At 64.9% G+C, this 25,473-nt stretch carries 20 protein-coding genes and 1 other RNA gene; 9 read left to right on the forward strand and 12 right to left on the reverse strand.

What is annotated here, in order from left to right:
• Positions 1-309: 309 nt before the first annotated feature.
• Positions 310-1,254 (reverse strand): chemotaxis protein, encoded by a 945-nt coding sequence (locus tag ACD584_RS13435; protein ID WP_011037117.1) that lies wholly within the window; start codon positions 1,252-1,254, stop codon positions 310-312.
• Positions 1,255-1,496: 242 nt separating this feature from the next.
• Between ACD584_RS13435 and flgA the strand changes: the two genes are divergently transcribed.
• The 4 genes from flgA (at position 1,497) to ACD584_RS13455 (ending at position 4,170) form a co-directional block, all read left to right on the forward strand.
• Positions 1,497-2,141: a flagellar basal body P-ring formation chaperone FlgA gene (gene flgA / locus ACD584_RS13440; RefSeq protein ID WP_076036912.1), complete on the forward strand. Its 645-nt coding sequence runs from the start codon at positions 1,497-1,499 to the stop codon at positions 2,139-2,141.
• Between the two features lie 66 nt (positions 2,142-2,207).
• Complete coding sequence (flgM, locus tag ACD584_RS13445; RefSeq protein WP_011037119.1) at positions 2,208-2,519, forward strand: flagellar biosynthesis anti-sigma factor FlgM; 312 nt, start codon at positions 2,208-2,210, stop codon at positions 2,517-2,519.
• Between the two features lie 14 nt (positions 2,520-2,533).
• Complete coding sequence (locus ACD584_RS13450) at positions 2,534-2,866, forward strand: hypothetical protein (protein WP_011037120.1); 333 nt, start codon at positions 2,534-2,536, stop codon at positions 2,864-2,866.
• Between the two features lie 77 nt (positions 2,867-2,943).
• A complete protein-coding gene (locus ACD584_RS13455) occupies positions 2,944-4,170 on the forward strand; it encodes an ATP-binding protein (protein ID WP_011037121.1) in 1,227 nt (408 codons plus the stop codon).
• Positions 4,171-4,313: 143 nt separating this feature from the next.
• Here ACD584_RS13455 and ACD584_RS13460 read toward each other — a convergent pair whose 3' ends face one another.
• The gene (locus tag ACD584_RS13460) at positions 4,314-6,035 is read right to left on the reverse strand and encodes an EAL domain-containing protein (RefSeq protein ID WP_011037122.1); all 1,722 of its coding nucleotides are present in this window, start codon (positions 6,033-6,035) and stop codon (positions 4,314-4,316) included.
• Between the two features lie 3 nt (positions 6,036-6,038).
• Positions 6,039-8,132, reverse strand: a complete 2,094-nt coding sequence (locus ACD584_RS13465; RefSeq protein WP_076036913.1) for a PAS domain-containing sensor histidine kinase — start codon at positions 8,130-8,132, stop codon at positions 6,039-6,041.
• Between the two features lie 157 nt (positions 8,133-8,289).
• Between ACD584_RS13465 and ACD584_RS13470 the strand changes: the two genes are divergently transcribed.
• Both ACD584_RS13470 and ACD584_RS13475 read left to right on the forward strand, forming a co-directional pair.
• Positions 8,290-11,076, forward strand: a complete 2,787-nt coding sequence (locus tag ACD584_RS13470) for an EAL domain-containing protein (RefSeq protein WP_016945287.1) — start codon at positions 8,290-8,292, stop codon at positions 11,074-11,076.
• A gap of 505 nt (positions 11,077-11,581) precedes the next feature.
• Positions 11,582-11,656: non-coding RNA, sX9 sRNA (locus ACD584_RS13475), on the forward strand.
• A 557-nt stretch (positions 11,657-12,213) separates the two neighbouring features.
• On the opposite strand, the gene ACD584_RS13480 is transcribed toward ACD584_RS13475, so the two are convergent.
• The 5 genes from ACD584_RS13480 to ACD584_RS13500 all read right to left on the reverse strand — a co-directional run bounded on the left by ACD584_RS13480 (position 12,214) and on the right by ACD584_RS13500 (position 16,139).
• Positions 12,214-12,504, reverse strand: coding sequence for a hypothetical protein (locus ACD584_RS13480; protein WP_042599048.1), 291 nt, complete (start codon positions 12,502-12,504; stop codon positions 12,214-12,216).
• An 88-nt stretch (positions 12,505-12,592) separates the two neighbouring features.
• Positions 12,593-13,783, reverse strand: a complete 1,191-nt coding sequence (locus tag ACD584_RS13485; protein WP_011037126.1) for a methyl-accepting chemotaxis protein — start codon at positions 13,781-13,783, stop codon at positions 12,593-12,595.
• 150 nt (positions 13,784-13,933) lie between these two features.
• On the reverse strand, positions 13,934-14,548 hold the full coding sequence (hflD, locus tag ACD584_RS13490; protein ID WP_076036915.1) for a high frequency lysogenization protein HflD: 615 nt from the start codon (positions 14,546-14,548) through the stop codon (positions 13,934-13,936).
• On the reverse strand, positions 14,548-15,684 hold the full coding sequence (gene mnmA, locus ACD584_RS13495; RefSeq protein WP_011037128.1) for a tRNA 2-thiouridine(34) synthase MnmA: 1,137 nt from the start codon (positions 15,682-15,684) through the stop codon (positions 14,548-14,550). The genes hflD and mnmA overlap by 1 nt, the downstream gene beginning before the upstream one ends.
• Positions 15,681-16,139, reverse strand: coding sequence for an NUDIX hydrolase (locus tag ACD584_RS13500; RefSeq protein WP_076036916.1), 459 nt, complete (start codon positions 16,137-16,139; stop codon positions 15,681-15,683). Before ACD584_RS13500 ends, mnmA begins: the two co-directional genes overlap by 4 nt.
• A 292-nt stretch (positions 16,140-16,431) precedes the next feature.
• Here ACD584_RS13500 and clpS point away from each other — a divergent pair, with 292 nt between their 5' ends.
• Both clpS and clpA read left to right on the forward strand, forming a co-directional pair.
• Positions 16,432-16,749, forward strand: coding sequence for an ATP-dependent Clp protease adapter ClpS (gene clpS / locus ACD584_RS13505; RefSeq protein WP_076036917.1), 318 nt, complete (start codon positions 16,432-16,434; stop codon positions 16,747-16,749).
• A gap of 143 nt (positions 16,750-16,892) precedes the next feature.
• On the forward strand, positions 16,893-19,175 hold the full coding sequence (gene clpA, locus ACD584_RS13510; protein ID WP_012438364.1) for an ATP-dependent Clp protease ATP-binding subunit ClpA: 2,283 nt from the start codon (positions 16,893-16,895) through the stop codon (positions 19,173-19,175).
• A 401-nt stretch (positions 19,176-19,576) separates the two neighbouring features.
• On the opposite strand, the gene infA is transcribed toward clpA, so the two are convergent.
• The 4 genes from infA to trxB all read right to left on the reverse strand — a co-directional run bounded on the left by infA (position 19,577) and on the right by trxB (position 22,811).
• The gene (gene infA, locus ACD584_RS13515) at positions 19,577-19,795 is read right to left on the reverse strand and encodes a translation initiation factor IF-1 (protein WP_002813418.1); all 219 of its coding nucleotides are present in this window, start codon (positions 19,793-19,795) and stop codon (positions 19,577-19,579) included.
• 80 nt (positions 19,796-19,875) lie between these two features.
• Positions 19,876-20,625 carry a leucyl/phenylalanyl-tRNA--protein transferase gene (aat, locus tag ACD584_RS13520; RefSeq protein WP_076036918.1) on the reverse strand — a complete coding sequence of 250 codons (750 nt, stop codon included), beginning with the start codon at positions 20,623-20,625 and terminating at the stop codon, positions 19,876-19,878.
• 41 nt (positions 20,626-20,666) lie between these two features.
• Entirely contained in the window at positions 20,667-21,785 is a 1,119-nt protein-coding gene (locus ACD584_RS13525) for a GNAT family N-acetyltransferase (protein WP_076036919.1), read from the reverse strand.
• Positions 21,786-21,842: 57 nt separating this feature from the next.
• Complete coding sequence (gene trxB, locus ACD584_RS13530; RefSeq protein WP_011037135.1) at positions 21,843-22,811, reverse strand: thioredoxin-disulfide reductase; 969 nt, start codon at positions 22,809-22,811, stop codon at positions 21,843-21,845.
• A gap of 286 nt (positions 22,812-23,097) precedes the next feature.
• Here trxB and ACD584_RS13535 point away from each other — a divergent pair, with 286 nt between their 5' ends.
• Positions 23,098-25,458 carry a DNA translocase FtsK gene (locus ACD584_RS13535; protein WP_070693071.1) on the forward strand — a complete coding sequence of 787 codons (2,361 nt, stop codon included), beginning with the start codon at positions 23,098-23,100 and terminating at the stop codon, positions 25,456-25,458.
• The last annotated feature ends 15 nt before the right edge of the window (positions 25,459-25,473 follow it).

A 25,473-nucleotide genomic window follows, 5' to 3' on the forward strand; every position in this document is an offset into this window, starting at 1 on the left:
TCGGCAGGGCCAGGCGCGGAGACGGGGCAGCGGGCTTTGCCGCGTTCTTGTTTAAGGCTGGCCAGAGCGCAACGCGGCTAATCTGCCGAGCCCATTGCCCGCAAGCAGGCGAAGCCATCCAGGGAAGTGGCTGATCGCTAATAGAAGAAGGTGCGTGTGCGAGGGCCAGCCGCAGCCAAACCCTTGCGGCGCTTGCGCAGGCGTATGGCCGCCCGTTTGGGCAGCAGCATATTCGGAGGGAATCTCAGACGGGGGAAATCCCGTCAGGCCTGCACGCTTAGGCGGGCAGGGCTGCCGGATCGAGCAGGATCAGGCGGCTTCGGCCACCACGCGCAGGCGGGCCAGCACGTAATCGGCCAGCTCGTGGGCGCTGTACTTGGCCACGAAGGCGTTGGCGCCCACCTGCTCGACCATGGCGTTGTTGAACACGCCCGACAACGAGGTGTGCAGCAGCACGTACAGGCCCTGCAGGCCCGGCGTGCGCCGGATTTCCGTCGTCAGCGTGTAGCCGTCCATTGCCGGCATCTCGATATCGGAGATCACCATGGCGTAGCGCTCGGCCGGGTTTTCGCCCGATGCGGCCACCTGCAGCAGGTGATCCAGCGCCTGGCGGCCGTCGGAGAGCAGCGTTGCCGCCACGCCCAACTGGTCGAGCACGCTGCGGATCTGCTGGCGTGCCACGCGTGAGTCGTCCACCACCAGCACCTGGAACTGCCGGTCGGAGGTGACCAGCTGCAGCCCGGGATCCAGCTGCACGTCCTTGCTGACCTTGGCGATGTCGGCCAGCACGCTTTCCACATCGATGACCTGGATCAGCTCACCCTGGAATCGCGTCACCGCCGTCAAATAAGTGGCTTCAGCGCCCAGTTCCGGCGGCGGGTGAATATCTTCCACCGCGATATTGACGATGCGTTCCACCCCGCTGACCAGAAAGCCCTGCACCGAGCGGTTGAACTCGGCCACCACCAGGTAGCCGGGCCCGTTGTCGCCATGCGGGTCGCGCTCCGGGTGGCCAATGGCCAGGCCTAAGTCCAGCACCGGCACCGAGCGCCCACGCACGTCGGCAACGCCGGCGAACTCGGTCGGCAGGCCAGGCACCTGGAACAGTTCCGGCCGGCGCAGCACCTCCTGCACCTTGAAGACGTTCACGCCAAAAAGCTGTCGGCCGCCCAGCCGAAACAGCAGCAGGGCCAGTCGATTGTGGCCAGCCAGACGCGTGCGCTGGTCGATGCGGTTGAGCAGATCGTGGGTCATGGGGCAGATATCGACAGGGGTGCGCAATAACTTGAGCAGGAATGGAGAATCGGGAATCGGGAATCGGGAATCGTCTGACAGGCCATCGGTCCGTCCCCATTACCAATCGACGGGCGGTCCACATACTTGAGGTATCCGATGCGCCGCCCGGCTTTTGCGATTCCCGATTCCCCACTCCCGATTCCCCAGAAAACGGCACACAGCTTGCAAGGTCTTCCGCGTCTTCTTCCGGATCTGGTCCCATGCGCCTGCTCCTGCTTGTCATCCTGTTGGTGTCTTCCCCGGCCTGGGCCGATGGCTACCAGTCCGTCGATTCGATCCGTGCCGCCGCGCTCGCCACCGTGGGCCCGGATGCCGAAGCCGAGGCTACGCTCGATCCCGGCCTGCGCATGCCGGCGTGCCCGATCGCGCTGCAGGCCCAGCCCACCGGTACCAATACGGTGGAAGTGGCGTGCCCGCAGCCGGCCGGCTGGCGCCTGTTCGTGCCGCTCAAGGTGCGGCGCAACCAGGATGTGCTGGTCCTGCGTCGCGGCATCACCTCTGGAGAAACCATCTCGTTGGCCGATATCAGCATCGAGAAGCGCGATGCCGCGCGGATCGTCGGTGCGGTCCTGGCCGACCCGGCTACGGCGGTGGGCAAGACCGCCCGCCGCATCCTGCCGGCTGGCACGCTGTTGTCGGCCAATGACCTGGTCACCCCGCGGCTGGTACGGCGTGGCGACACGGTGCCACTGGTGTCGCGCAATGGTGGGCTGGAGGTGCGCATGAGCGGTCGCGCGCTGTCCGACGCTGGTGAGAACGAGCGTGTCTCGGTGGAGAATTCATCCTCACGCCGGGTCGTTCAGGGCATTGTTGAAGCGAGCGGTACCGTGGTGGTGTCCAGATAGAAATTTTCTATAAAGTTTTTTTTCTGGCTGCCGTTATCCCCTACGACCTGTAGAGGAGTTCCTGACATGAGCCAGAAAATCGAAGGCAATCTACCGACCGCAGCGACTCTTCGTACCGCCACCGTGGGCAGCAAGATTGCCTCCGCTGGAGAAGACCGCGCGTCACCCGTTGCCGCAACACCGCCCACCGACAGCGTCAAGCTGACCGGCGAGGCGACCAACCTGCAAGCGCTGCAGCGCGAGCTTTCGCAGTCCTCGGCGATCGACACCGGTCGCGTCCAGGCGGTGAAGGAAGCGTTGCAGAACGGCAGCTATTCCATCAACCCGGATGCCATCGCCAGCCGCATGATGGATCTGAACCAGCAACTGGCGGGCTAATTGCCGGCCAAAGGATGAACGTGAACGATTCCCTGCAACGTCTCAGCGATGCGCTGGCCGGCGAACGGCAGGCATTGATCGAGCACGACATCGAAAGCCTGATGCGGCACACCCAGGACAAGCTGGCGGCACTGCGCGCGCTCGAAGTGCAGATGCCCGAAGGCCAGGAAGAGCGTCTGCGCGAACTGGCCGAAGCCAACCGCGCCAATGGCGCGCTGCTGGCACGCCGGCGCCGTGAGGTGAACTGGGCACTGCGGCATCTGGGGCGGACCGAAAGCGCACCGTCCTACGACGCCAATGGCCAATCGAGCGTGTTGCGCGCCGGCCGCTCGCTCGCGGTGGCCTGAGCGCCACGCCGCATTCGGCAACACGGCCGGTCACGGGTTCGGCGTATATTGAGGCGTCCTCTACGCTGCCTCGTCCCGTGACTGCCAAGTTCTTTCTCAATCAGACGTTGTTGCCTTCCTCGGCCATGCTGCGCGCCTTCGGCGATCAGATGCTCGAGGGTGTGTTGCTGTTCCGCGCCGACGGCCAATTGATCATGGCCAACGCAATCGCGCGACAGAGCCTGTGCAAGGAAGATCCCACCGACGACCGCAATCTCGGTGAGCGGATCTCGCAGGTATTGCCGGCCGATGCGCTCAACCAGGCGCGTAGCAAGGGCACCTGGACGGGTAGCCTGCCGGTGAGCGACCGGGTGGTGATTGCGCATCTGTATTACAACGAGGAGCAGGGCGTCGGGCATTTTCTGGCGCTGTTCCACAATATCGAAGGCCAGCAGGACTACGAGCGCGAGCTGCAACAGCGGCATGCCGAGTTGCGCCAGGCCTATCTGCGCTTGAACGGCGCCCAGGACAAACTGCTGCAGTCCGAAAAAATGGCCTCCATCGGCCAGCTCGCGGCCGGCGTTGCGCATGAGATCAATAACCCGATCGGCTATGTGCACTCGAACCTGGGCAGCCTGCAGGAATATCTGCGCAGCCTGTTCACCCTGATCGAAGCCTACGAACGCGCCTTGCAGGCGCCGGATCCGAAAGCGCTGATCCCCGAAATCGACGAGATCCGCAACCGCGCCGACATCGACTTCATCAGCCGCGATCTGCCGCAGCTGATGGCCGAATCACGCGAGGGTATCGAGCGCGTGACCCGCATCGTGCGCGACCTCAAGGACTTCTCGTACTCGGACCGTTCCGAGTCCTGGAAGATGGTGGACCTGCATGCCGGTCTCGAATCCACGATCAACATCATCTGGAACGAGCTCAAGTACAAGGTCACCCTGGAGCGCAATTACGCCGAGCTGCCGTTGGTGGAATGCCTGCCATCCGAGCTCAACCAGGTCTACATGAACCTGCTGCTCAATGCCGGGCAGGCCATTGTCGAGCGCGGCACGATCACCGTGACCACCGGCCGCGACGAGGCGGAAAACGTCTGGATCCAATTCCAGGACAGCGGCGCCGGCATTGCCCCGGACCTGCTGCAGCGCATCTTCGACCCGTTCTTCACCACCAAACCGGTCGGCAGCGGCACCGGCCTGGGCCTATCGATTTCCTACGGCATCATCAACAAGCACCACGGCCGCATCGACGTCGAAAGCGTCCCGGGGCAGGGCGCAAGCTTCCGGATCGTGTTGCCGGTGCGGCAGCCGCGGTAGCGCTTCGCGCTGGGAATGGGGAATCGGGAATGGGGAATCGATAGAGCGGCGTCGCTGATGCTTCGTTGCCCGGAGGTGCTCATTCCACACGGAAACAAACGGAGCACGCGCACCGCTTGTACCGATTCCCCACTCCCGATTCCCTATTCCCGGCCGTTCCGCAACTCGTCATGCGTGCGGAATGCCTGGCGAATGTGCTCGCGTAACTCGTCGTCGTTCCAGGGCTTGGTGAGGAAGCGGTAGATCGCGCCGCGGTTGATCGCTTCGGTGACCGTGGCCAGGTCGGTGTAGCCGGAGAGCACCAGGCGCACGGTGTCGGGGTAGAGCATCTTGACCCGGCCCAGGAACTCGGTGCCGCTCATGTCGCTCATGCGCTGATCGGAGAGGATCACCTGCACATCGTTGGTGGCCAGCAGGTCGAAGGCGTCGCGCACGTTGCCAGCCGCCAGAATCCGGTAGCCGTCGCGGCGGAATAGCCGCACCAGCGAGCGCAGCACGTTCTCTTCGTCGTCCAGCAACAGCAAGGTACGGTCGGGGCGGCTTTCGGCGAACGATTCCGGGCGCAGATAGCGGCGGCGGAGCGCCATGCCGGCGGACTCGGCCGACATCGGCTCACCGAACAGATAGCCCTGGAAGATGTCGCAGTCATTGCGCCGCAAAAACCCCAGTTGCGCCTGCGATTCCACGCCGTTGGCGATCACCGTCATGCCCAGCTGATGGCCCATCGCAATGATGGCGCGCGCGATCGCGGCCTCACGGCTGCCGGCCGGTGCGCTCTTGATGAAGCTGCGGTCGATCTTCAGCCGGTCTACCGGGTAGCGCACCAACGCGCTGAGGCTGGAGTCGCCGGTGCCGAAGTTGTCCAGGCTGAGACTGATGCCTTCGTTGCGCAGGTTGGCCATCGTCTCGTGGACGAAGTTGACGTTGTTGGTCAACGCGCTTTCGTTGATCTCCAGCGTCACGAACTGCGCCGGCACGCCGGCGGTCTGCAGCATGGCCATGACTTCGTTGAAGAAGCCCGGGCGCAGCAGCTGCAACGTGGAGACGTTCACCGCAATGCTGAAATCGTCAAAGCCCTGGTCGCGCCACAGCCGTGCCTGGCGTACCGCGTTCTGCAGCACCCATTCGCCGATCTGCACGATCACGCCCAGCCGCTCGGCGGTGCGCATGAAGCGCTCCGGCACCAGCATGCCCAGCGTGGGCGATTGCCAGCGCAGCAACGCCTCCATGCCGACGATGCGGCCATCGCGCGCGCTCACCAGTGGCTGGTAACGCAGCCGCAGTTCGCCATGCGGGATGGCATCGACGATCTGCCGCGCAATGATGCTTTCGCTATGCGCATTGGTGGCCGAATTGCGGGTGTACAGGCGCACCGTATTGCCGCCTTCGCGCGCGGCCTGGTAGCTGGCTTCTTCGGCGTAGTCGAGCAGGGTGGAGAGCGAGGTGGAATGTTCCGGACACAGGCTGATGCCGACCTTGCCGGTCATGAATAACGTGTACGGCAACACCGACAGCGGCAATTCCAGCTGCTGGCGGATCTCTTCGGCAAAGTCTTCCGGCAGTGGCGTGTCTTCGCGCCGCACCGCCACAACGATCATTTCATCGCTACCGTGTCGCCACAATTTGCCGCGCGTGCCCAGGAATTCCTGCAGCCGGCGTGCGGTGAGGGTCAACGCCTGGTCGCCGACCTCGCCACTCATGTTCTCGTTGATCGAGGCGAAGTGGTCGATGTCGATGTGGAAGATCATCAGCGGCGGGCCACCGGAGGCGGCGGCATCCACCAGATGCAGTAATTCAGGGTTTCCCGCGCCCAGACGGGTCGGCTTGACGATTTCCAGTCCGGGCGGGATCACAGGGCTCCACATGAATCAGCGTCCACCATCTTCAGGGACGGACTCGCCGACCGGGTGATAGGGCAGGCGCAACGTCACGCGCGTGCCTGCTCCGGGAGCCGATTCTATCGCGAGCGCACCGCCGACGGTTTGCGCACGCTCACGCATCACGATCAGCCCCAGACCACGCGGACCTTCCGGTTCGAACCCGTCGCCATCGTCGCTGACTTCCAGGCGAAAGCCGTTGCCGTCGATCGACTGCAGGCTCATCCGCACTTCGCCCGCGCAGGCGTGCCGCAGCGCATTGGTCAGGCTTTCCTGCGCAATACGGAAGCAGGCCTGTTCGATCTCGTTGCCCGGCCGCTCGTCCAGGGCCTGGATATCCAGCTCCAGCCGCACCTGCGAGGCGCGGAACAGCATTGATGCCTGCCAACGCAATGCCGCTTCCAGCCCCAATGCATCGAGCTGCGGCGGCCGCAGCAGCATCGAGAGATTGCGTAGCTTGGTCACGGTGCTGTCTGCCAGCGAGACGATCTCCTGCAGGTCCTCGCGGCGCGCCACCGGGTCGGCTTCATCGAGTGCGGCGTGCGCGGATAACTTCATCGCGGTGATCGCCTGGCCGATGTCGTCGTGCAGGTCGCGCGAGATGGCGCGGCGTTCGTCTTCCTGCAACGAGAACAGCCGCTTGGCCATTGCTTGCAGTTCGGCATTGCTTTCGGCCAATGCATCGCGCATGCGCTCGGGCTCGCTCAGGTCGCGCACCACCAGTAACTTGCAGTCACGCCCGCCATAACGGATGTCACCGGCCGACAGCCCCGCGTAAAAGGTACTGCCGTCGCGCCGGCGCATCGCCCGGGCGCTGGACACCGGCTCATTGCGATCGCTGCCGGCACGCAGGTACTCGCGAACCACCGGCAGATCGGCATCGCCAACCAGGGTCTGCAGCGGTTCGCCCAGGATGGTTTCGCCCTGGAAGCCGAACTGCGCCGAACCGGCGGCGTTGGCGTACATCACGTGTTCGTCGGCCAGGATCAGCACGCCATCCGGCAACACCCGCACCAGCTCGCGGAACTGCTCCTCGCGCTCGCGCAGCAGGCGGCGTGACTGCTCACGTTCGGTCACGTCCTGCAGCGTGCCGTGGATGTGCCGCGCGCCGGTCGGGGTGGTCACGCTCTCCGCACGCAGGTGCACGGTGCGCGGCTGCGAGTCGCCGCCGACCAGCGGCAGCAGGACGTCGATCTGCACCTCACCGCCGGTACACATGTCTTCGATCATGCGCACGATGCGCGCCTGGGTCGCGGTGTCGGAGGCGGTGAGCAGCTCTTCGAGCCGATGGTCGCGCCGATGCATCGGCACACTGCGCCCCAGCAGGCGGTACACCGCAGGCGAATAACGGCCCACGCTGGTGGCGCGGTCCAGTTCCCACGAGCCCACCCGGGCGATGGCCTGGGCTTCTTCCAGACGGTTGAGCGCCTCGTCGCGCAGCTGTTGCGCCTGGCGCTCCTCGCTGCGGTCCACGGTCACCACCAGCCGCGCCGGGCCGCTGGCCAGGTGCAGCTGGTTGCTGCGGATCTCCACATGGCGCAGGCCGCTGCGGGTCAGCAGGTCTTCGGTGAGCGCACAGGTGTCATCGCCCTTGGTGCGGATCTGCGCAACGATCTCTTCCAGCCGGCCGGCATCGGCATCCGGCCAGATCGCGTGGATGGTCTGCTCCAGCAGGGCGTCGCGCTCCCAGCCGAAGAATTCCAGCGCGGCCGGATTGGCATCGAGAATGCGCAAGGTGGCCAGGTCATAGATCCAGGCCGGGCTGGGCAGGGCGTGGAACTTGGCCTGCAACAGGGCCTCGGATTGCGCCAGCTCGCCGTGTTCTTCCACGATCTGCTGGGCAAAGCGGCGCAGCACCAGATGAATCACCACGCTTGAGATCAGCAGGAAGCCGGCATCGGACCAGCGCTCGGGCTGGGGCGCGCCGGCCAGGTCGAGCATGCGGTTGCCCAGCAGCAGCCAGACCACGCCCGCCAGCAGATACAGGCCGGTGAGCGTCCACAGGCCGCGCTGCAGGCGCTCGGCGAGGCGAAGTCGGGACACGGGAGCAGAAGAAAACACCGGCGCGGCAACGTGTTGGTGCATGGTCCGCGGACGACCTCATGGAGCGGGCAATGCGGCCATCTTAGCCGTAACTCGGCCTGGCACGGCCGGCCAGCGAAAGGCTGCCTCAACTAATCCGCCAGACGGCCGCTATCCATTGCGACTCCGAGGCAGGGGTCGACCTTCGGAGTGCTCCAGAGTGGACTCAGGCGTCATCGCAAGCATGCTTCAGCACCCGCTGACCTCAGCGGTGGTGTTGTTGGATGCGCATGGCCAGCCCCTGGCGGCCAACCGCGTCGCGCAATCCCTCGGATTGCCGGCAACCCTTGGCGCATACGCCGAAGTGCTGGAAAGCAGCCGTGCCCAGATCGCCGAAAGCGGCGGCATGGCGGCGTGCGTGCTGCCGGGCAGTGGTGGTGGGCGCCTGGAAGGGTGGCTGCGCGCGGTCTGCGACGAGCAGGGCCAGGTCATGGCCTTCACCCTGAGCATTCCCGAGCCACTGGGCGCCGACGGCACCAGCCGCTGGGAAATCGGCCTGGACAGCGCCGACCACGGGCTCTGGGACTGGGACATCGCCGCCGACGTGGTGTACCGCTCCGAACGCTGGACCCGCATGCTGGGTTACTCCGAACAGCCGCTGCCGAACAATCTCACCGCCCTGTCCGGGCTGATCCATCCTGACGACCATGCGCAAGTCAGCGCGGCCGTGCAGGCGCATCTGGACGGGCGCACCGATACCTATGTCGCCGAGTTCCGGCTGCGTCAGCACGATGGCCAGTGGCGCTGGATCCTGGACCGCGGCCGCGTGGTATCGCGCACCTCCGACGGTCGCCCGTTGCGCATGGTCGGCACGCATACCGACGTGCATCACCATAAATTGCTCGAGCAGCAGCTGCGCGAGCAGCAGGCCCAGCTCGAAGAAGCCCAGCGTATTGCCAGCATGGGCAGCTGGGGCTGGGACACCTTGAAGGACCAGCTGTGGGTGTCGCAGGACTTCCTGCAGCAGCTTGGCCTGGCGGACCTGCGGCTGCACAGCGTGCGCGACATCCTGCGCCTGCTGGCCGGCCCGTCCGTGGCACACCTGCGCAGCGCCTGGCGCAAGATCAAGCACGAAGGGATGCCGGTGCATTTCGAGCTGGAGATCAACGGCCGGCTCGGGGTCAATCCACATCATCTACGCGTCTGGGCACAGCCGGTGTTCGACGGCGACGGCGCACTGGTGCGCGTGCTCGGCCAGCTGCAAAACGTAACCGAGCAACGGCAGACCGACGCCCTGATCCGCTGGCGTACCGAGTTGCTCAACCGCGTGTCTGCGCTGGGCAAGATCGGTGGCTGCGAGATCGAGGTGGATACCCGGCGCATGCAGTGGACCGAGGAGTGCTATCGCATCCATGGCTTGCGCAAGGAAAACATCACCCTGGAGCAGGCGCTGTCGCTGTACACCCAGGATTCGCGCGACGCCTTCGAAGCGGCTTTGCTGCGCATCGTCGATGGTGGGCTGCCGGAACAGCTGGAGCTGTGCTTCTACCGCAACTCCGGGCAACGGGTGTGGGTGCAGGTGCTGATCGAGCTGGACCGTCGCGAAGGCTTGCCGCCGCGGTATGTGGCGCTGTTCCGCGATGTCAGTCGCGAACGCGAAGCCAATGAGCGCATCGAACTGCTTGCGCATTACGACCGCCTGACTGGTCTACCAAACCGCTTCCTGCTGCGCGAACAGGCCGAGAACGCCATCCGCGAAGCACATGAGCGTGGCCAGGTGATGGCCATGCTGCTGATCGACCTGGATGGCTTCAAGAGCATCAACGATTCGTTCGGCCATGCCACCGGCGACAACCTGCTCAAGCTCGCGTCCTCGCGCCTGCACCAGCATTTGCGCAACAGCGATCTGTTTGGCCGCTTCAGCGACGACGAGTTCATCGTGCTGCTGCGCGATCTTTCCGAGCCAGAAGACGCTGGCCATGTGGCACGTAAGCTGATCAGCGCGCTGGGCGAGCCGCTGCGCAAGGACCACGTCACCCTCAAGCTCGGTGCCAGCATCGGTATTGCGTTGCAGGGTGAAGGCCTGTCGGATTTCGACAGCCTGCTGCGCGCCGCCGATGCGGCGATGTATGCGGCCAAGGATTCCGGGCGCAACACCTTCCATTACTACAGCCAGGATGTGCTGCTGCGCGCGCAGCGCCGCCTGGAGCTCGAGCACGCGCTGCATGGCGCGTTGGAGCGCGAAGAATTCACTCTGGTCTACCAGCCGCTGGTCAACACGGTGGGCGATACCTCGCCGGCGATCGAAGCGCTGATGCGCTGGAATCGCCCCGGCCATGGTCCCTGCAGCCCGGCCGAATTCATCCCGATTGCGGAAGAATGCGGCGAGATCGTGCGCCTGGGCGAGTGGGTGATTGGCGAAGCCTGCCGCCAGGCCGTGGTGTGGGACCGCGCCGGCCTCCATTTCAGCCGCATCGCGGTGAATGTGTCTGCTGTGCAGCTGCGCGAGCGCGGCTTTGCCGAGCGCGTGCTGGAAATCTGCCGCGACAACGGCTGGTCGCCGGCACGGCTGGAGCTGGAATTGACCGAATCAGCCTTGATCCGCGATTCGGACTCACTGCGCCGTTGCTTCGAATTGTTCGAACAGAACGGCGTGTTGCTCGCGGTTGACGACTTCGGTACCGGCTTCTCCAACCTGCATTACCTCAACCGCTTCCCCGTGCAGCGGCTGAAGATCGACCGCAGCTTCGTGCAGGGCATGCTCGACGATGCCAACACGGCCGAAGTCACGCAGGCGATCGTGCATCTGGGCCATGCGCTCGGCATGCAGGTGGTCGCCGAGGGCGTGGAAACCGTGCAGGAAGATGCCTTGCTGCGTCAGCAGGGGTGCGACGAAATCCAGGGTTACTTCTATTCGCGCCCGCTCTCGCCGCGCGACATGGCGCAATGGCTGCGCGAAGCCGAAGCCGGCATGCGCCTGGGCGCACGCCTGGTCATCGCCAGCTGACGCACTCTGCGGCATGGCCTGGTCTAGGCGTCGTGTGTAATCCAATGCCCAGGTCAAAAGCCCAGTGCGTTGAATGCACGAGCCTTTACGACTTCCGGCGTTTCCCGCGGCACGCGGTCGCTTGCCCTGCAGCCAGGCTGCGGATCAGGCGCTGTAACTGAGCTATCTGCTCGCCGCACTCACCAAATGCACACGCCGCCAGTCGAGCAGTAGCGCTCTTTAGGTGCAGTGGCGCCCACGTCAAAAGCTCAGTGAGTGGAGTGCGCGGCGCCCTCACCGCTCGCGGGACACGCCGTGAATCCGTCCGTGGAGGCTCAGTGGCGGCATCCATGCCGCCACATGGTCCCGCAAGCGGCGAGGACACCGCACCAGAAAGTTGGTTGGTGGCCCATGAAAAAGCTGTTTCTTCTTCGAGATGACGTCGGACCTTGAGCTAGCGCCTAAGAGCAGCTATCAAAACTGCTGCGCTGCCGCAAGGCGGGCGCGGCCGGTGCTCGGAATCGGCATGTACCCACGTACACTCCGGTTCCTCCGCGCCGTCCGCACCCACCTGACGGCTGCTCGCTACGTTTTGTTAGCCGCTCTAAGTACCGAAATAGCGCGTCACGCATGCTTTTGACTTGCAAACCGACAAACTTGAATGGTCCTTGCCGGCCCACCGTTGCGGGACCTTATGCGGCATGGATGCCGCATAAGAGCCTCCATGGACGGATTCACGGCGTGTCCCGCAATGGTGGGCCGGCAAGGGCCCCGCAGCAAACTCGATCGTTCCCTGCTCGCTATCAGTCGCGCGATCTGAAGGCGCGCGGTCGCTGCAGAGCAACCCAGCAGCATGAAGAACAATGCCCCATTGATCCTCTATCGGAGGATTCATGGCGTACCTAACGATGCTGGGCGAGCAACCATCTAGCAGCCAAGCCGCAGATCAGCTGATCGGTGCATTAGTCGAAGCCGTAGACGTCATAGAAGACATCGCGCAGACGGGCAGGGGAGAACTCACCCTGGTGCTGCATCAAATGGTGCTGTGTGCTCAGACCCAAGCCTGGTGGCACGGTCTGATGCAGAAGCACTCAATGTCGGGCATTGAAAACAACCGGCGGGGCGCCTGCCGAGGAACGCCCCGCCGTCGTGCAACCGTCAGCGTGCAGACACGCCGACAGCGGCGCCATCCAGGCCCATATCCCAAGCCACGGTCGCGAACAGCAGTTCTTCTTCGCTGCAGCTGCGGCGTGGGTGCTGCATTGCCCGTACTTCCGCACGGGCAGCACGCTCCAACTGTTCCAGCGCGGCCGGCAGGCGCACGCTACGCAGCGCGGGGCGGGCAGCCTCGCTGTGGGCGATGCGCTCGGCCTGCGCCGCTGCGGTGGCAGCGGCCGCCGCAAGAGCGACATCGGTGCGCGGTTCTGGGAGCGAGACGGAAAGGGTCATGGTCGTGGCGTATCGAAGGGTCGTGCGGAACGACAAATCCCCGGGAAGACCGGGGAATGTCGGGATCAGGCGGTGCGTGGCATCGGTCTCAGAACAACTCGACCGTGCCAGCGCCCATGCCCTGCTGTGCGACCGGCTTGTGCGGCGGGCGTTCCCACTCCACACGCATGTCGCGCAGACGGCTGGACACCTTGGCCAGCGACGCAACCAGGTCGCTGTCGTACACGCCGCCATTGCGATGCAGCAGTTCCTGCAGCGCCGTGGCTTCGCGGTTGATCGCGGTGAGGCGATCCAGGTGGGTGTGGATACCGCTCAGCGTCTGCGTGGCGATGTCCTCGAACTGCAGGGCACGCACCGCTTCGGCCACGCTGCCATCGATGGAGCGTGCGCACTCGGAGATCTCGCGCATGCCATCGCCCAACGAGGCGTTGATCTGCGCAACGTTCTCCAGCATCGCGGCTGATTCATGGCGCGCCTCGCGGGAGCGGTCCATGTGACGCGAGGCCAGCTGCGAGACCGTTTCACGTACCTTGGCGATCGATTCCTTGGAGCTGTGTGCCAGCTTGCGGATCTGTTCGTTGAAGGTAGTGGAGCGTTCGGACAGGTTGCGCACCTCGTCGGCGACCACCGCGAAGCCACGACCGGCTTCACCGGCACGCGCTGCTTCGATGGCGGCGTTCAAGGCCAGCAGGTTGGTCTGGTCAGCGATCGACTTGACGTCTTCCAGCAGCGCAAAGATGCCGTCCAGGTGCTGGGCCATCTCGTCGATGTGGTGCACCGTGTTGGTGCTCTGGCCGCTGACCTGTTCCAGCGCTTCCACCAACTGCTCCATGCGGGAGCTGGCGTGCTGGGCGAAGCGGGCCACGTCGACGCCGGCACTGCCGTCGTCACCGGCACGGTCGACGATGCGGGCCAATGCCTGGCTCTGCTGGCGCGACTTGCGGTTCATCGACTCGAAGCTGCCACCAAGACCGGACACGGCCTGGCGGATCAGTTCACGGGCGCGTTCCACTTCGGAGCGCGAACCGTCGACTTCATTGCTGACGAACGTACGCAGTTCGTTGAGCAGCTGGTCCTGCTCGCGCAGGATGCGGATCTGGTCCGGATTACGCCGGAACTGGGAATATGTCACCCAGGCAGCGAAACCCAACCAACTGAGGGTCATGGTCACCAGGATCGCCCAGCGCACCGAAGCGGGCCAGTCGAATCCAACGGCGAAGGGAAACAGCAAGGTCAGGGCCAAAGGGGCGGCCAGACGGATAAGTGGACGTGAATACATGGGCGTTCTCGGCAGAGTCACGGTTGCTGTATCGGCCGTACCCCCTTTGTCTTTAGCGACGATCACCACGTCGCTGCACGCCATTCAACCGCATCACACCTGTGTGCCCACTGCCTGCGCGTGTCTCACGCCATCAGGCGGCCTGCGCCATCAACGCAGCGCGCGTGCCACCGCATCGATCATGGCACGCTTGGCGAACAGGAAATCCCACAGGCTGCCGCCCATCTGCCGCCACAGCACTGCCGAGCGCACCGCGGCCAGCAGCAGCGCACGGATCTCGGCGACCACGCCGGCCTGGCCCAGGTAGTGCGGGTTGCCCTGCACCATGACCTTGGGGCGCAAGTGGCTGATGGTCTGCGCATACAGGGCGCCAAGCGCGCTCAGCACATCCGGGTGCGCGCTGTCGCCCAAGTTCTGGGCCTGGCGGGCGGCCGCCTCGATGCCCTTGGAGACGGTCTCGACCGTGGAATGGTCGCGCACGAAGCGCCGCTCCAGTTGCAGCACCGCCAGGGCCAGCCGCGGCAGCATGTCGTCCTTGCCCTGGTTGGTGAAATAGTTGTGCAGCAGGCGCAGGCCTGGCGCCACATCGGCCGAGGAGCCATACACGCCCTCGGGCGTTGCGGCGTCCACCCGGAATACGCTGTCCACGGCAGTGCGAACCGTTGCCGCTTCCGAATGCCCGGTCTCGGCGATCCGCCGCACCTGCTGCAAGGCCTGAGCGACGCCGGCCAGCGCCAGCACACGGTGATCCATGGAAGAACTCATCAAGCCACTACCTCGGAAGAAAAAGAAGATCCCGCCAGCTGGCGTTCCAGCGGCGCATCGGTGGCGGCAATGACCGCACCGCCCAGGCATTCCTCGCCGTCGTACAACACCAGCGACTGCCCCGGCGTCACTGCGCGTTGCGGCCGCTCAAAGTTCACCTGCAGCGTGCCGTCGTCCTGGACGGTGACGGTGCAGGGCTCATCCGGCTGCCGGTAGCGGGTTTGCGCGGTACAGCTGAAACTGCGCGCCGGCGGTGCGCCGGTGACCCAGTGCGCCTGCTCGGACTGCAGCCAACGCGACTGCAGTAGCGGGCTGTCACGGTCCTGGTCCACATACAGCACGTTGCTGCCCACATCCTTGCCCACCACGTACCAGGGCGCTGCGGCTCGCCCACGCACGCCGCCGATATTCAGGCCTTCGCGCTGGCCCAGGGTGAAATAGAACACCCCCGGATGCTCGGCAATCCGCTGCCCCTGCGGGTCACGGATCTCGCCGGTGCGGGCGGGGAGATAACGGCCCAGGAACTCGCGGAAGTCGCGTTCGCCAATGAAACAGATGCCGGTCGAATCCTTTTTGGCATGCGTCGGCAGGCCGGCGTCCTGGGCGATGCGGCGCAGCGCGCTCTTTTCCAGCTCGCCGATCGGGAACAGCGTGGCTGCCAGCTGGCTCTGGCCCAACTGGTGCAGAAAGTAGCTCTGATCCTTGTTGCGGTCGGCGCCGCGCAGCAGCCGCCAGCGCCCGCCAAGATGCGCCACGCGCGCGTAGTGGCCGGTGGCGATCCGCTCGGCGCCCAGCGCCTGGGCAGCCTCCAGGAAGTGCTTGAACTTGACCTCGCGGTTGCACAGCACGTCCGGGTTCGGCGTGCGTCCGGCCGCGTATTCGGCGAGAAAATGCTCGAACACGCCGCTCCAGTACTCGCCGGAGAAATCCCGGAAATGAAAGGGAATACCCAGCACGCCACAGACAGCCACCGCATCGCGCCGGTCGTCCTCGGCACGGCAGTCGCCGCTGCCATCGTCGGCCCAGTTCTGCATGAACAGGCCGGCGATCGGCTCGCCGTCCTGGGCCAGCTTCCACGCCGCCACCGACGAATCCACGCCGCCCGACACCCCTACGATGGTCCGCGGTGTGCTCATGCGACGTGCCGTACCAGCGCCAGCGGATGGCGTTGCCCGGCTAGATAGTCGGCCACCACCTCCCACACCAGCGGGCTGCGCAGCCGATCGCTGGCAGCGCGCAGTTCCTCGGGCGTCATCCACAGCGCGCGCACCACACCCGTGTCCAGGCTGCGTTCGGGATGATGGGCGAGGGCATCGGCGACGAAGGCAAAGCGCAGGAAGCACTGCCCGGTGGGCGCTACCCATTGGTAGGTCCCGATGAACTGCGTCAGGCGCACGTCCCAGCCGGTTTCCTCCAGGGTCTCGCGCACGGCCGCCTGCAGCAGGCTTTCGTCCGGCTCCAGATGCCCGGCGGGCTGGTTCAACAGCAGGCGCCCCCCGATGGATTCTTCCACCTGCAAGAAGCGGCCGTCACTGACCACCACGGTGGCCACGGTGACATCGGGATGCCAGCGGGTTTCTTGAAGCGTCATCAGTCACCGGGTCCAGGAAGTGGCAGGCTGGAGATTGATCCGCGCCGCACAGGAAACAAGCGCCGTCCACCGATCGCAGCGGGCGCTAGGTGCGGCATCCGCAGTGCGGCGCAGTGCAATACTGCATGCCGCCAATGCGGACGCCGGCAGCAGCGCAGTGCGCCGCGGAGCGTGCCATTGCAACGCAGTGTGGGAAGACGTCATCAGTGGCCGGCCGGAGAACAGGCGCAAATTGTGCGGGCGCGGGGCCAAATCGTCCAATGCGGAGGGCGCAGGACCGTATAATGGCCGGATGCCTCGTAAGACCTCCGAACACGACCACGGCCTAGTGGTTGAAACCAGCAAGCCCGAAGTGGCGCCACCGCCGCGCTACCAGGTGCTCCTGCTGAATGATGACTACACCCCGATGGACTTCGTGGTGACCGTGCTGCAGCAGTTCTTCAACCTGGATCTGGAGCGCGCCACCCAGGTGATGCTGCATGTCCATACGCGCGGGCGCGGCGTCTGCGGCGTCTACAGCCGCGAGGTTGCCGAGTCTAAAGTGGCCCAGGTCAACGAATTCTCGCGCATGAACCAGCACCCGCTGCTGTGCACGATGGAGCAGGCCTGAGCGGTCTGGCTGGATCATTCCAGCAGTGCAACGGTGTCGCTGCAATGGCGTGCTAACGCCATCTGAACATGCCTATCCGATAGGGTTGTGGAAAATCCCAACAAAAGCCGCATATTGTTGGCAACAGCCGTTCGGAGTTACCAATGTTCAGCAAAGACCTAGAGCAAACCATCGGCCAGTGCTACAAGCGAGCCCGTGAGGCGCGGCATGAATTCATGACCGTCGAACACCTGCTGCTCTCGCTGCTGGACAACCCCTCCGCGCAAGCCGTCTTGAAGGCCTGCGGTGCGGACCAGGTGCGTCTGCACACTGACCTGGAACAGGCGATCGAGGCCTCGGTCTCGCGCCTGGCCGAGGACGATGGCCGCGACACGCAGCCCACCCTGGGCTTCCAGCGCGTGCTGCAACGCGCCGTCTACCACGTGCAGTCCTCCGGCAAGAAGGAGGTCACCGGCGCCAATGTGCTGGTGGCGATCTTCGGCGAAAAAGACTCACATGCGGTGTACTTCCTGAATCAGCAGGACATCACCCGCCTGGATATCGTCAATTACCTCTCCCACGGCATCGCCAAGCTGGGTGAAGACGGCGAGCAGCCGTCCGCCTCCGATGGTGAACCCAAGAGCGATGCGGGCGAGGGCGAAGGCAAGGGCGATGCCCTGGCCGAGTACGCCACCAACCTGAACGATCATGCCCGCAACGGCAAGATTGACCCGCTGGTCGGACGTGCGGACGAGATCGAACGCACCATCCAGGTCCTGTGCCGCCGCCGCAAGAACAACCCGCTGTACGTGGGCGAGGCCGGCGTGGGCAAGACCGCGATCGCCGAAGGCCTGGCCAAGCGCATCGTCGATGCCGACGTGCCGGAAGTGCTGGCTGACGCGGTGATCTTCTCGCTCGACCTCGGCGCACTGGTCGCTGGCACCAAGTACCGCGGCGACTTCGAAAAGCGCCTCAAGGGCGTGCTGACGGCGCTGAAGAAGGTGCCGAACGCGGTGCTGTTCATCGATGAGATCCACACCATCATCGGTGCGGGCTCGGCGTCGGGCGGCACCATGGACGCCTCCAACCTGATCAAGCCGGCACTGGCGTCGGGCGAGCTGCGCTGCATCGGCTCGACCACGTTCCAGGAATACCGCGGCATCTTCGAGAAGGACCGTGCCCTGGCACGCCGCTTCCAAAAGATCGACATCGTCGAGCCGACCGTCGGTGAAACCTTCGAAATCCTGCAGGGCCTCAAGCCCAAGTACGAAGCGCACCACGGCGTGACCTATGCCGACGACGCGTTGCAGGCGGCGGTGGATCTGTCGGTCAAGCACATCGGCGACCGTCTGCTGCCGGACAAGGCGATCGACGTGATCGACGAAGCCGGTGCGCGCCAGCGTCTGTTGCCCGAAGGGCAGCGCAAGGAGCTCATCGACATCGAAGAGATCGAGACCATCGTGGCCAAGATGGCGCGTATTCCGGCCAAGCAGGTCAGCGCGACCGACAAGGACGTGCTGCAGCATCTGGAGCGCAACCTCAAGATGGTGATCTTCGGGCAGAACCCGGCGATCGAAACGCTGGCTGGCTCGATCAAGCTGGCGCGCTCGGGCCTGGCCAATCCGGAGAAGCCGATCGGCAACTTCCTGTTCGCCGGCCCGACCGGTGTGGGCAAGACCGAGGTCACCAAGCAGCTCGCGCTGCAATTGGGCATCGAGCTGGTGCGGTTCGACATGTCCGAGTACATGGAAGCGCATTCGATCAGTCGTCTGATCGGTGCGCCTCCGGGCTATGTCGGTTTCGATCAGGGCGGTCTGCTGACCGAGAAGATCGTCAAGACGCCGCACTGCGTGCTGCTGCTTGACGAGGTGGAGAAGGCGCATCCGGACATCTTCAACATCCTGTTGCAGGTCATGGACCGCGGCATCCTCACCGATACCAACGGGCGCGAAGCGAACTTCAAGAACGTGATCCTGGTGATGACGACCAACGCCGGTGCCACGCAGGCCTCGCGTCGTTCGATCGGCTTTACCAAGCAGGATCATTCCACCGATGCGATGGAATCGATTCGCCGCGGTTTTACGCCGGAGTTCCGCAACCGTCTGGATGCGATCGTGCAGTTCCAGCCGCTGGGCTTCGACCACATCCTGCGTGTGGTGGACAAGTTCATCATCGAGCTGGAAATGCTGTTGCAGGAAAAGCACGTGTCGCTGTCGGCCACGCCGACCGCGCGCGACTGGTTGGCCCAGCATGGCTTCGATCCGCTGATGGGTGCGCGCCCGATGTCGCGCGTGATCCAGGAGAAGATCAAGCGCCCGCTGGCCGACGAGTTGCTGTTCGGCAAGCTGGTGGAAGGTGGCCGCGTCAATATCGACGTCAAGGATGGCGAACTGGTGGTCGAAGCGCATCCGGAACCGGAGCGCCTGTTGCCGGCTACGGTTGATTGATCGTTGCGATTGGTCGCTGCTAGAGAAAAAGCCGCTCGAAAGAGCGGCTTTTTTGTGTTGAAGGCGCTGGAGCTGGAGCGGCACTGTTCTGGCGTACTGCTGGAGCAGACCATGTGACTGTTCGACCGCTGCAGCGCGGCTCAGGGTTGTACGCAGCGCATGGCGCCTAGGTGGTTTACGGCGATCTTCCCGCACTTGGACGCCATGATGCGCCGACGCCGGCGCCCGCTCCTCTGCGGCTGCGTCATGCAGCTGTGCTATCGGCCGCCGAAAATGTCAACGCACAGATCAGCGCGCAGGCGAAAGCCTGCCCATGTAGAGCGACCGCACGGGCAGAAAATAAACCCCAGGCACGACAAAAAGCGGCACTTGGCCGCTTCGCGTCTTGATACCAGAGCCGCTTACTTCATGCGGTAGGTAATACGACCCTTGGTGAGGTCGTACGGTGTCATCTCAACTTTGACACGGTCGCCGGTGAGGATGCGGATGTAGTTCTTGCGCATACGGCCGGAAATGTGGGCGATGATTTCATGCCCGTTTTCCAGCTTGACCCGGAACGTGGTGTTGGGGAGCGTCTCGCTGACGCTGCCTTCGAATTCAATGGAGTCGTCTTTCGACATGTAATCCTGTGCAATCACGGTTGGCCCGGCAGGGCCGTAAGGGACAGCATTTTACGCTCCATCTCGCCGAGGCGCAAATTTTATGTTAAGCGGACTCCTGCAAGCCCGCTTGCGTGCCGTTCGCCATAGCGTTGCGTCCAGCTGCCAGGTGCCTCGGGCAATGCAACTTGGGTGGCTACGTGCTGCAGGAACTGCTCACGTGGCAGGCGTTGAGCGCCCAGGCGCATCAGGTGCGGGTTTTCTACCTGCGCATCGATTAGCGGCCAGCCGCGGCCATGCAGCTCGGCGGCGAGCGCTGCCAGTGCAATCTTGGAGCCGCCACTGGCGCCGCTGAACATGCTTTCGCCGAAGAACATCTGGCCGATCGCAACCCCATAGATGCCGCCCACCAGACGCGCGCCGTCAAACACTTCGACTGAATGCGCGTAGCCGCGTCTGTGCAGGTCCAGGTAGGCCTCCTGCATCTGGTCGGTAATCCAGGTGCCGTCCTGGCCAGGGCGCGGGCTCGACGCGCAGGCGGCGATGACCTGCGCAAATGCCGTGTCGGCGCGCAGGGTCCAGGTGCATGTGCGCAGCTGCCGCCTGAAGCGGGACGACAGGTGGACGGTGTCGGTGCGCAACACAGTGCGCGGATTCGGGCTCCACCACAGCAGCGGTTGGCCGTCGGAGAACCAGGGAAAGATTCCGTGCGCGTAGGCGTTGAGTAGCCGCTGCGGGTGCAGGTCGCCGCCGATGGCGAGCAGCCCATCGGGCTCGCGCAAGGCGTGCTCGGCGGGTGGGAACGGGCTTGCAGGATCCGGTGACAACAGATGGGGCAGGGTGCGCGACATGCGCAGAGTCTAGCGGCGCGGTCTGCGCTGCGGCGACGTCGTCAGTCGCGGAACGGGCTGTGGTCGGCCAGCTCGACGGCATGCTGGGCCACGGCGGCGCGCTCATCGGCGCACCACTGCGCCAGCGGCTCACGGAAGCCGGGGTCGGCAATCCAGTGGCGGCTGCGCACCAGGGTGGGCAGGAAGCCGCGCGCAATCTTGTGTTGCCCCTGGGCGCCGGGTTCGAAGCGGGTCAGGCCTTCGCGCAGGCAATACTCGATGCCCTGGTAGTAGCAGGTTTCAAAATGCAGGCCGGGCAGTGCTTCGCCGCCCCAGTAGCGGCCGTACAGGGTGTCGCCGCCGCGTAGGCATAGCGCCCCGGCGATGGGTTGCCCGTCCAGCTCGGCCAGGAACATCACCAGCTGCCGCGGCAGGTGCTGCGCCAGGTGCTGCAGGAATTCGGGCGTCAGCGCGGGTGAGTTGCCGTATTCCTCGAAGGTCTTGAGGTAGAAGCCGTACATGGCCTGCAGCTCGTCCGCGCTGGCCTCGTCACCATGCAGTACACGAAAACGCACCCCGGCGCGCTGCACCTTGGCGCGCTCCTGGCGGATGTTCTTGCGGTGCTTGTGGTTCATCGCGGCCAGATAGGCCTCGAAGTCGGCCCAGCCGGTCCCGTTGTGCCAGTGGTATTGCAGGTCGTTGCGCTCCAGCCACTCTGCGGTGAAGGCCGCGTCCTCGTTGGCGGGATAGAAATTGACGTGCGCAGACGACAGGCTGGCGCTTTCCACCAAGGTGCGCATGCCGTCGAGCAGGTGCGTGTGCCAGCGCGGGTCGCCCAGCAGGCGGGGGCCGGTCACCGGCGAGTACGGCACCCCGCACAACCACTTGGGGAAGTAGTCCTGGCCGTAGCGGGCATAGGCATGCGCCCAGGCGTGGTCGAACACGAATTCGCCATGGGAGTTGTTCTTGAGGTAGCCCGGGGCAGCGGCGACCAGGGCGTCGCCGTCCCATAACGTCAGGTGCAGTGCCTGCCAGCCCCAGTCCGGGCGCAGGCAACCCTCGCGCTCCATGCCTTCGAGGAAGGCATAGGAAACGAAGGGGTGCGCGCCGTCATGCAGGCTGTCCCAGGCGCCGGCGGGTATCTCCGCAAGCTGGCGGCACCAGCGCGCAGTCACGCTCACGCCGCTGCCCCTCTAGCGCCAGGAGCCTGCGGGTGGGGCCGTCGGCCAGCCATCACCTCAGGCGCTCTTGTCCAGATACCGTTCGGCATCCAGCGCGGCCATGCAGCCGAAACCCGCTGAGGTGATGGCCTGGCGATAATGCTGATCGGCGACATCGCCGGCCGCGAACACGCCGGCCACCGAGGTCTCGGTCGCCGCGCCGTTCAGGCCGGAGCGGATCTCCAGATAGCCGTTGTTCATGGCCAGCTGGCCGTCGAATAGCTGCGTATTGGGGTGGTGGCCGATGGCGACAAAGAAGCCGTGCGCGTCGATGTCGCGGGTGCTGCCGTCGAGAGTGGACTTGACCCGCACGCCGGTCACGCCGGCATCGTTGCCCAGCACTTCTTCGATGGCGTGGTGCCAGACGGTTTCGATCTTGCCGGCCGCCACCTTGGCGAACAGCTTGTCCTGCATGATCTTTTCGGCGCGCAGTGTGTCGCGGCGGTGCACCAGGTAGACCTTGCGGGCGATGTTGGACAGGTACAGCGCTTCTTCGACCGCGGTGTTGCCGCCGCCGACCACCACCACGTCCTGGTCCTTGTAGAAGAAGCCGTCGCAGGTGGCGCAGGCGGACACGCCGCGACCCTTGAACGCTTCTTCGGTGGGGATGCCCAGGTACTTGGCGGTCGCGCCGGTGGCGATGATCAATGCGTCGCAGGTGTACTCGGCACTGTCGCCGATCAGCCGGAACGGGCGCTGCGACAGGTCGGCGGTATGGATGTGGTCGAAGATGACCTCGGTATCGAAACGCTCGGCATGCGCCTGCATGCGGCTCATCAGGTCCGGGCCCATCAGGCCGTGGGGGTCGCCCGGCCAGTTGTCCACCTCGGTGGTGGTCATCAGCTGGCCGCCTTGCTGCAGCCCGGTGATCACTACCGGCTTGAGGTTGGCGCGGGCGGCGTAGACCGCGGCGGTCCAGCCGGCCGGGCCGGAGCCGAGGATCAGCAGGCGGGAATGCTTGGCGGGACTGGCAGAGGAGGCGCTCATGTATACTCGCGATCTAGGAAAAGGCAGGGTTTGGCGCGGTGCAATCAGCGCCCCTGTGGCGGCATAGAGTGGCGGTCCCCACCCGGTGAATCAAGGCGGCGCGATGGAACTGCTTGGACCGCCGATGGCATGGTCATCCCCATTCGCGCTTTCGACGCCGCCTTGTGCGGCGTTTTTCGTTGGCTGTGGCGTGGGTTGCTGCCGATCCGATGCGTGGCTGCTGAAACTGTGCACTCAGTCGTTTATTATCAACCACTAACAGCATTTTTCTAAGGTCTGGCTACAGGTGGCAAAGCAGGTTCCCGAACGCAGCAAGCCCACAGAGGGCAAGTCGTCGTCGCGCAAGCCGGCGGCCGCGGACACTCCCCGTCGGCAGAAACTCTGGCGCGATCTGGCGCTGATCGCGGTTGCGCCGCTGTTGCTGTACCTGTTGGCGAGCCTGTTCACCTATTCAGCGGCGGACCCGGGCTGGTCGCAGACCGGCAGCGTGGTCGCACCGGTGCACAACATGGGCGGCCGAGTAGGTGCCTGGATTGCCGATGTGCTGCTGCAGCTGTTCGGCTACGTGGCCTTCCTGTTGCCGGTGGTGCTGGGCGCAGTGGCCTGGATCGCCTTGTTCGGCATGGACAAGGAAGGGCAGGCCGAGGCCGACCTGGGCCCGGCCCTGCGCCTGGTCGGCATGGTCGGCTTCCTGATTGCCTCGACCGGCTTCCTGCACCTGCGCCTGTTCAATGGCGACGTGGCTGGCGCGGGTGGCATCCTGGGCCGGCTGGTGAGCAATTCGCTGAGCGCCGGGTTCGGTGCACTGGGGGCGAACCTGTTCGTGGTGGTGCTGCTGCTGGTGTCGATCACGCTGGCGACCGGGTTGTCGTGGTTCGTGGTGATGGAGCGCATCGGCAAGTGGGTGCTGGCGCTGGGACCGTTGCTGCAGCGCAAGTCGCATCAGGCCACCGAGTGGCAGCAGACCCGCGTGATGCGCGAAGAACGCGAGGAAGTGCGCAAGGTCGATGCGGTCAAGCAGGCCAAGCGCGAGCCGGTCAAGATCGAGCCGCCACCGGCACCGGTGGTGGAAAAGAGCGAGCGCGCCAAGCGCGATACCCAGATCCCGATGTTCCAGGGCGTCAGCACCGACGGCTCGGATCTGCCGCCGCTCGCGCTGCTGGACGACCCCAAGCCGCAGGCCAAGGGGTATTCGGAAGAGACGCTGGAAACGCTGTCGCGGCAGATCGAATTCAAGCTCAAGGATTTCCGCATCGAGGCGCAGGTGGTGGGTGCGTATCCGGGCCCGGTGATTACCCGGTTCGAGATCGAACCCGCGCCCGGCGTGAAGGTCAGCCAGATCAGTTCGCTGGACAAGGACATCGCACGCGGGTTGTCGGTGAAGTCGGTGCGCGTGGTGGACGTGATTCCGGGCAAGTCGGTGGTGGGTCTGGAGATCCCCAACGTCACCCGTGAGATGATCTTCCTGTCCGAGTTGCTGCGCTCCAAGGAATACGACAAGTCGGCCAGCCCGCTGACGCTGGCCCTGGGCAAGGACATCGCCGGCCGGCCTACAGTGGCCGATCTGGCGCGCATGCCGCACTTGCTGGTGGCCGGTACCACTGGTTCGGGCAAGTCGGTGGCGGTCAACGCGATGGTGCTGAGCCTGCTGTTCAAGGCCTCGCACAAGGAACTGCGGATGCTGATGATCGACCCGAAGATGCTCGAACTGAGCGTCTACCAGGGCATCCCGCATCTGCTGGCACCGGTGGTCACCGACATGAAGGAGGCCGCCAACGGCCTGCGCTGGTGCGTGGCCGAGATGGAGCGCCGCTACAAGCTGATGAGCGCGGTGGGCGTGCGCAACCTGGCCGGCTTCAACAAGAAGGTTAAGGATGCCGAGGACGCCGGCCAGCCGATGATGGATCCGCTGTTCAAGCCGAACCCGGAACTGGGTGAAGCGCCGCGGCCGCTGGAAACGCTGCCGTTCATCGTCATCTTCATCGACGAATTCGCCGACATGATGATGATCGTCGGCAAGAAGGTCGAAGAACTCATTGCGCGCCTGGCACAGAAGGCACGTGCGGCCGGCATCCACCTCATTCTGGCCACCCAACGCCCCTCGGTGGATGTGATCACCGGCCTGATCAAGGCCAATATCCCGACCCGTGTGGCGTTCCAGGTCAGCTCCAAGATCGACTCGCGCACCATCCTGGATCAATCCGGTGCCGAGGCGTTGCTGGGCAATGGCGACATGTTGTACCTGCCGCCGGGCACGGCGTTGCCGGACCGCGTGCATGGCGCCTTTGTCAGCGACGAAGAAGTGCATCGGGTGGTCGAGCATCTCAAGGCCAGCGGGCCAGTGGCGTATGTGGACGGCGTGCTGGATGAAGTGCAGACCATGGGCGATGGCACCGTGGTTGGCGCGACCGGGTTGCCGGAAAGCAGTGGCGGCGGTGGCGACGAGTCCGACCCGCTGTACGACGAGGCACTGCGCATCGTCACCGAGACCCGGCGCGCGTCCATTTCGGGCGTGCAACGTCGCTTGAAGATCGGCTACAACCGCGCTGCGCGGTTGATCGAGGCGATGGAGGCGGCGGGCGTGGTCAGCCCGCCCGAACACAACGGCGACCGCACCGTGCTGGCGCCGCCACCGCCGAAAAACTGAGCCTGCCATGGCGTG

This window comes from Xanthomonas sp. NCPPB 2922, assembly GCF_041520885.1.
GTDB lineage: Bacteria > Pseudomonadota > Gammaproteobacteria > Xanthomonadales > Xanthomonadaceae > Xanthomonas > Xanthomonas campestris.

What these genes read in the sequence shown, in the direction of transcription:
- ACD584_RS13435 (WP_011037117.1), bottom strand. Translation starts at nt 1,254, where the DNA reads ATGACCCACGATCTGCTCAACCGCATCGACCAGCGCACGCGTCTGGCT.
- flgA (WP_076036912.1), top strand. Translation starts at nt 1,497, where the DNA reads ATGCGCCTGCTCCTGCTTGTCATCCTGTTGGTGTCTTCCCCGGCCTGG.
- flgM (WP_011037119.1), top strand. Translation starts at nt 2,208, where the DNA reads ATGAGCCAGAAAATCGAAGGCAATCTACCGACCGCAGCGACTCTTCGT.
- ACD584_RS13450 (WP_011037120.1), top strand. Translation starts at nt 2,534, where the DNA reads ATGAACGTGAACGATTCCCTGCAACGTCTCAGCGATGCGCTGGCCGGC.
- ACD584_RS13460 (WP_011037122.1), bottom strand. Translation starts at nt 6,035, where the DNA reads ATGTGGAGCCCTGTGATCCCGCCCGGACTGGAAATCGTCAAGCCGACC.
- ACD584_RS13465 (WP_076036913.1), bottom strand. Translation starts at nt 8,132, where the DNA reads ATGCACCAACACGTTGCCGCGCCGGTGTTTTCTTCTGCTCCCGTGTCC.
- ACD584_RS13480 (WP_042599048.1), bottom strand. Translation starts at nt 12,504, where the DNA reads ATGACCCTTTCCGTCTCGCTCCCAGAACCGCGCACCGATGTCGCTCTT.
- ACD584_RS13485 (WP_011037126.1), bottom strand. Translation starts at nt 13,783, where the DNA reads ATGTATTCACGTCCACTTATCCGTCTGGCCGCCCCTTTGGCCCTGACC.
- hflD (WP_076036915.1), bottom strand. Translation starts at nt 14,548, where the DNA reads ATGAGTTCTTCCATGGATCACCGTGTGCTGGCGCTGGCCGGCGTCGCT.
- mnmA (WP_011037128.1), bottom strand. Translation starts at nt 15,684, where the DNA reads ATGAGCACACCGCGGACCATCGTAGGGGTGTCGGGCGGCGTGGATTCG.
- ACD584_RS13500 (WP_076036916.1), bottom strand. Translation starts at nt 16,139, where the DNA reads ATGACGCTTCAAGAAACCCGCTGGCATCCCGATGTCACCGTGGCCACC.
- clpS (WP_076036917.1), top strand. Translation starts at nt 16,432, where the DNA reads ATGCCTCGTAAGACCTCCGAACACGACCACGGCCTAGTGGTTGAAACC.
- clpA (WP_012438364.1), top strand. Translation starts at nt 16,893, where the DNA reads ATGTTCAGCAAAGACCTAGAGCAAACCATCGGCCAGTGCTACAAGCGA.
- infA (WP_002813418.1), bottom strand. Translation starts at nt 19,795, where the DNA reads ATGTCGAAAGACGACTCCATTGAATTCGAAGGCAGCGTCAGCGAGACG.
- aat (WP_076036918.1), bottom strand. Translation starts at nt 20,625, where the DNA reads ATGTCGCGCACCCTGCCCCATCTGTTGTCACCGGATCCTGCAAGCCCG.
- trxB (WP_011037135.1), bottom strand. Translation starts at nt 22,811, where the DNA reads ATGAGCGCCTCCTCTGCCAGTCCCGCCAAGCATTCCCGCCTGCTGATC.